Genomic DNA, 6,249 nt, shown 5'->3' on the forward strand with positions numbered 1-6,249 from the left:
CCACTGCGGTAACAAGATTATTCATGCCGGCGAATTCCATGATCACCTGCATGATCACCACATCCAAGGCTCCGAACCATTCTGAGATATAGGTAGGCATTGCGGCAGGCGTCGCAATTACTTTCGGGATGCCGTAAGGCAGCTTCGCCATGACGCGTGAAGCAATAAGCGCCATCGACGCCCCTCCCATCGCCACTATCCCGTCCAGTTCTTTTCTCGATAGAAGCTCCAGCACCTTTTGCTGCGCTCCGGCTGTCATGATCTCAGCGGAGACAGACCTGTTGCGGGCCGTTACAAGATCTTCAAGGTTGTGTCCGGCAATACGGGCGATTTCAGAGGCCGCAATGTCCGCAGATAATACGGGAGGAGAGCCCATGCTCAAATCGAGAATCAGGGCTCTATGCCCCCGCGCCTCAATCGTCTTCTTCAGCAGGTGCAGGTGTTCACCTTTCGTGTCGAGTGTCCCCAGAATCACAATGCTCTTTGCCATCTGCTTCACCCTGTTGCACTGCGGCCGCACATCTGGGTCAAGGCCGTGACAGCAGCAATAGCCGCTATTTTTCTGTTTTCTTCTGACAAATGCAATACCCTCTCCTCCAAGGGTTTCTCCCGCTCGATGATACGCTTCATATCATCGGAAAGTCCGGTCTCTTCCTCGATGAAATGGGTCCCGAGATCGCCCTTGACGAAGCGTTGATTTTCCATGACCGCCCGATGGAAGGGAATGTTGCTCTTCACGCCCACGATGATATATTCGTACAGTGCCCGCTTCATCCTTGTGATCGCCTCATCACGGTCTCTGCCCCACGCGATCAGCTTGGATATCATCGGATCGTAGAACGGAGGTATCGTGTAGGAAGCGTAGACTCCACTATCCACGCGAATTCCGGTACCGCCCGGAGCATGGTAGCTTCTTATTTTCCCGGGCGTGGGGACAAAGTCGGCCAAGGGATCCTCGGCGTTGATACGACACTCGATGGCGTTGCCATTCATTCGAATCTTTTCCTGTTTGATGCTGAGCGGAAGTCCGGAGGCAATCCTTATCTGCTCCTTGACGATGTCGACCCCGGTTACCATTTCGGTGACGGGGTGCTCCACCTGGACCCGCGCATTGACCTCCAGAAAGTAGAACTTTCCTCCGGAAAAAAGGAATTCCATGGTGCCGGCTCCTTCGTATCCAACAAACCTTGCGGCGCTCGCAGCCATCTCTCCCATTTTCTTGCGAACCCTGGGAGAGACCGCAACCGAAGGAGATTCCTCGATCAGTTTTTGGTGCCTTCGTTGAATAGAACACTCCCGTTCACCCAGATGGATGGCGTTCCCATGGGAATCTCCGAGTAGCTGGAACTCTATGTGACGGGGATTAGGTAGATACTTCTCGATATAAACATCGCAAATGCCGAAGGTGGTAGTCGCGATTGCCTGCGTGGATTCAAGCGCACTATCCAACTCCCCTTCGTCGGTGACAATCGTCATCCCGATTCCTCCTCCGCCGCCGGAGGGTTTTATGATCACCGGATATCCGATCTCCTTTGCGATAGCCTTCGCTTCACCAAATTGAGTGACACATTCATCTGTGCCCGGCACCACGGGCACGCCCGCTTTTATCATTTCCCGGCGTGCGGTCACCTTGTCACCCAAAAGCTCCAGGACCCTGCTCGACGGTCCGATGAACTTGATGCCTTCCTCCTCACAGGCACGGGCGAATTTCGGATTTTCAGCGAGAAAGCCGTACCCGGGATGGATCGCATCGGCACCTTTTTCCTTTGCCGCCGCAATGACTTTTTGTATGTTGAGATAGCTCTGGGTCGCCGGTGCAGTACCGATAAGACAAGCATCGTCAGCGTATTTCGCGAATAATGCGTCTTTGTCCGCCTCCGAATAAACGGCAACCGATGAGATGTCAAGCTCACGACACGCCCGCAAAACACGAATTGCAATCTCTCCGCGATTGGCGATGAGGATCTTGCGGATGGCTCTGGTGCCCATCATTCCACCACCATAAGAATATCCTGAGACTCAACTATTTCACCCTCGCGAGCCCATATGTCCTTCACCACCCCCCCATGGGGTGCGTTGACATGTCTCCTCATCTTCATTGCTTCGATCACTGCCAGCAGATCCCCCGCGTTTATGCGGTCTCCCTTCTTCACCTCAAACGAAAGCACCAATCCTGCCATCCCGCAGAGCACGGTCCCTGGCGGCAATTCCTTTGGCCGGCGAGATGCACTTGTTGACTTCGCCGCAGTGTCGTCCGACTGGGGCTGCGCAATGACTTCCCCTGCTCCGTCCCATATCGGTGAAACCTTCACATTGAATATTTCTCCATCCACGTCCACGCGGAATTCTGTCGGAAAGCCGGATGAAGGCATCGCAGGTGCAACCACTTGCGCAACAGCAGGCACTGCGCCTTTGCGTCCGGGTTCCCTCGTCTTAATTGGCTTTCCAGGAATGAGTATCCTGAGCAGGAGATCATCATCGGAAAGCTCCGGACCGATCTCCTGCCGTAACTTGTCAACCGACTTGAGATACCCTTGCGGTTGCCAATTTTGAAACTCTTTCGTCCTTGGTAAGCTCATGACCCGGTCCATGACGTTTTGGTCTATTGGAACGACCGGCTCTCCATAATAACCCAGAACATACTTGATGGCCTCATCCGTCACCTGTTTATAACGCTCACCGGAAACGACGTTCTCCACTGCCTGCGCACCCACGATCTGCGAATAGGGCGTCGCCATCACCGGATAACCTAGCTCCTTCCTGACCAGGACCACTTCCTCCAGGATCTCGTTCAGGCGCCACTCCATTCCCACCTCCCTGAGCTGTCGTGTGAGGTTGGTCATCATCCCGCCCGGCACCTGGTGCTCATAATGAAAGAGATCGTATTCCTGCGGCACTCCCATGGGCAGGCCCTCTTTTTCAGCAATAGCTCTGAAGTGGGCTGACACTGCTGCGAGCGCATCTTCGTCCAGGTCGGACGTGAAGCCGAGGCGACGCGCGTTCCTGAGGATATTCTCGGTGGCAGGCAATGAGGTGCCGTTGGCGAGAGGCTCGACAGCTGTGTGCACGGTGGTGACACCGGCTTTGATGGCCTCCAGGTAGCAGAGGGGCGCCAGCCCGGAGTTGCAGTGCGAATGAAACTCGAGAGGAATGCCGTCGCAATGCTTGAGCACGGTCGATACGAGCTTCGTGGTGTCCTCCGGTGTTATGACACCCGACGCATCCTCTATCATGATGCGGTCAATGCACTCTTTCGCGTCCGCCAGCCACCGCGTTTTATGCGCCCAGTGCTCCATCGTATGCGCCGGGCTCGAGGTATACATCAAGGCCGGCACCACTTCGGCACCTTCAGCTTTGGCGATGCGCGCGAAGTAAACGAACTTCTCGAAGTCGGTCTGGTAGTCACAGATCCAGAAACTCTTTATCCCGTTCGCAACAGAGCGCTTGATCCAGAGGGTGATGATGTCCCGCGGTGTGCTGAGATCGAATGAGGACAGGCTTCCGATCTGATAGGAACCACGGATCGGTGTTCGTGTGATCAATCCGGACAACACCCTGATTCTCTCCCACGGATCCTCGTTGAGGTTTCGCACCTGGACAGTAAATGCCTGCGAACCCACGGTGGCGATCGTTTGGTAGCCGACCTTGTCCATGGTCTCGGCAATCGGGGCCATATGATCCGTCCTCATGGTGAAACCCCACAAACTCTGTTGCGCGTCACGTATTGTCTGATCGACGAATTCGATCTTGTTCATTTACGGTATGAACCCTCCCTTTGTTCGATTAGAGATGTACTGATGTATCTCCTCAAGTACATTCTGTACCAGTGCGCGGTAACCTTCAACTCAAATTTTCTAACAAGTTCATAAGGGCTAGTGCGCTCCCTAGGAGCCTGTCGAAGGATTCAGTCAGCATCCCGTAAGACATATGGCTGTAAATAAAATATATGTTAAAGGGATTGGCTACCTCGCGAGGCCGCGACTGATTTCCACGAGTCAAATCAGCTTTCATGTCCATCTGCTGGAGTTTGGGCATTGTAGTCAATTACCATTCTTTCGAGAACGTCATCAAGACTCCCCCTGAACGGACCAGGAGTTTCCATCTTGATCGATGCTAGAGCTGCAGCGAACCGTAGAGATTCATCAACTGGGTGATCGATCCTTCTGGCCAGATATGCTCCGAATGTGGTGTCACCGCGGCCCGTTCTCCCTTCATTGCCTCGGTTGGAGAATCGCTCAAAATAATTTTTTCCCTTCCTTCGGGCCAGAGCCCCGTCCGCGCGCGTTATGACCGTCTCCGGGCTCCCCCAAGACTCGAGTGTAGCGGCAGCTTCTTCCAGATCGTCGGTGCCGGTCAGTATGTTCGCCTCCACTGCATCCAATTTGAGGATGTCGATCATACCCATTATTTCTTGCTTTCCTGGCACATCCTTAAAATGAATGACTCCTGTCTTATCATCCGTTTGCCGGACAAAGCTTTGCATGTCGAGCGACAGACGGAACTCCAGCTCTCTCAATCCCTTCAAAAATTCTATGGTAAACTCCTGGTCAGTCAGACCGGCGAGATGGATTAAACATGGTTCGATGGAAGGAATGTTTTCTATCTCAAAAAATCCCGCACTTTTCATAAGGACTGCTTGCCTTTCATCAACATTCGCGCTCGGATAGACGACGTCCAGCCAGGTGGTCACAGGGGCTAACTGCGCATAGACATCAATGCCGGCCTCCTTGAATGGTTGGAGAAGATGCTCTTCTTCTGCGGCTAATCTTGTGATGACGGCAAGTCTCTTGTTAATGCAGGATGCTGCTATGGCACTGAATAGCACCGGACTTCCTTCCAAGACGAAAGCAGATCGCTCATACGGAAGTATATTGCCAGCAGCTACATGGCCAACAAATACGATGTCATAACGCTTTATCCCGGCCGTCCCTTTGGCCAACATCTACCTCCATCACGTTTATCCGTGCGTGCTCCTTTAGAGTCGATTCCTACACGACCTGGCGAACATAGCTCTAAAAACCATACTCGTGCCACCTGCTCAGGACCTTCTTCATTGTTGCAGGATCGTCTTCCACTTTGATCGGCTTTTTCTCCCACTCGACCGGCGTCGTCGCATCGATGATCACCCCTGAACCTACTGCTTTGCTGCCTTCCGGCAGCGCGGGGTCAAACGGCGTGGGCCTGATCTTATTGATGAGTTGAGTATCTGTGGCAGGATTGTAGCGCACGGCCAACGACCACCAGACGCCGGCAAGGTCGTCCGCGGCTACATCTGCGTCAACGACGATCACTCCTTTTACCCCAAAGTGACCCGTGGGGCTGGCAAGCACTGCCTCTCCGATTCTCAGCGCCTGTGCCGGATAGGTGCAGTTTGCTGAGACAATGACCCACCATCTCCCTGCTGCCTCGGGCGGCCAATAGACTGATTGGATTCCGGGCACCTTCATCATTTCGAGGTCGGCCCAGAGAAACGCGGTCCGGCCTATAGTGTTCGCGATATGTGTGTCGCCGACAGGTCTTCCGACCGTGCTGATGACGAAGACTGGGTTTTTGCGCCGCAGAATCCGTTTTACCGTGAAGTAAGGTTTGGGAGTTCCAAACCCACTGGCCCCGTAAAAACCGGGATACTCCCCGAGCGGCCCTTCGGGTCTGAAATTTTTAGGGTCTAATTCGACTTCTCCCTCTAGAATGATCTCTGCATGGGCAGGTAACATGAGCCCCGTGAGATCACTCTTGAATACCTCGACGGGCTCGCCCATGATGCCGCCGATAACCTCATACTCACCCATGCCGTCAGGTACCATGTTCGCCCCTGCCAGGAAGTGGATCATGTCGCAGCCGCAATAGGCTGCCGCAGGCATCTTTGTCTTCCCCATCTTGGCGTATTTCTCCATATGGATGTACCCATGCTTCGATTTGATCCACATGTTCGCACCGATAGATTTTTCGTCTAGAAGCTGCCCCCGGTAGGTACCTATGTTAGTCCATCCCGTCTCCGGATCCTGCGTCACCCAGTTGAACGCAAGGCCCAGGAAGCGTCCCCCGTCCATCGGATATAAGCGAGGCGAGGGAAAATCAAAAAGATTTACTTCCTTCTCTTCGATCACTTCTTCCATGACCGGTACGTCCTTCTTTAACTCGACTGGCGCTATTAATTTTTTTTGGGTCATCACCTTCATCCACTCCCTTGACACATCACATAGGGAAGAGGTGAGCGGCCTGTTGCAGGTTATTGCCACTCTTCTTTGC

5 protein-coding genes are annotated in these 6,249 nt (G+C 53.6%); all 5 read right to left on the reverse strand.

Annotated features, from left to right (window positions below; all coding sequences use genetic code 11):
- Positions 1–490 (reverse strand): Tm-1-like ATP-binding domain-containing protein (locus tag VMT62_03580; protein ID HVN95486.1); only part of this gene is annotated, 490 nt, incomplete at its 3' end.
- Between the two features lie 5 nt (positions 491–495).
- A complete protein-coding gene (locus tag VMT62_03585; protein ID HVN95487.1) occupies positions 496–1,992 on the reverse strand; it encodes an acetyl-CoA carboxylase biotin carboxylase subunit in 1,497 nt (498 codons plus the stop codon).
- The gene (locus VMT62_03590) at positions 1,989–3,755 is read right to left on the reverse strand and encodes a pyruvate carboxylase subunit B (protein ID HVN95488.1); all 1,767 of its coding nucleotides are present in this window, start codon (positions 3,753–3,755) and stop codon (positions 1,989–1,991) included. Before VMT62_03590 ends, VMT62_03585 begins: the two co-directional genes overlap by 4 nt.
- A gap of 245 nt (positions 3,756–4,000) precedes the next feature.
- Positions 4,001–4,942, reverse strand: coding sequence for a PfkB family carbohydrate kinase (locus VMT62_03595; protein ID HVN95489.1), 942 nt, complete (start codon positions 4,940–4,942; stop codon positions 4,001–4,003).
- 70 nt (positions 4,943–5,012) lie between these two features.
- The coding region (locus VMT62_03600; GenBank protein ID HVN95490.1) for a UbiD family decarboxylase at positions 5,013–6,249 on the reverse strand (1,237 nt) is incomplete at its 5' end.

It is taken from the genome of Syntrophorhabdaceae bacterium, assembly GCA_035541755.1.
GTDB lineage: Bacteria > Desulfobacterota > Syntrophorhabdia > Syntrophorhabdales > Syntrophorhabdaceae > PNOF01.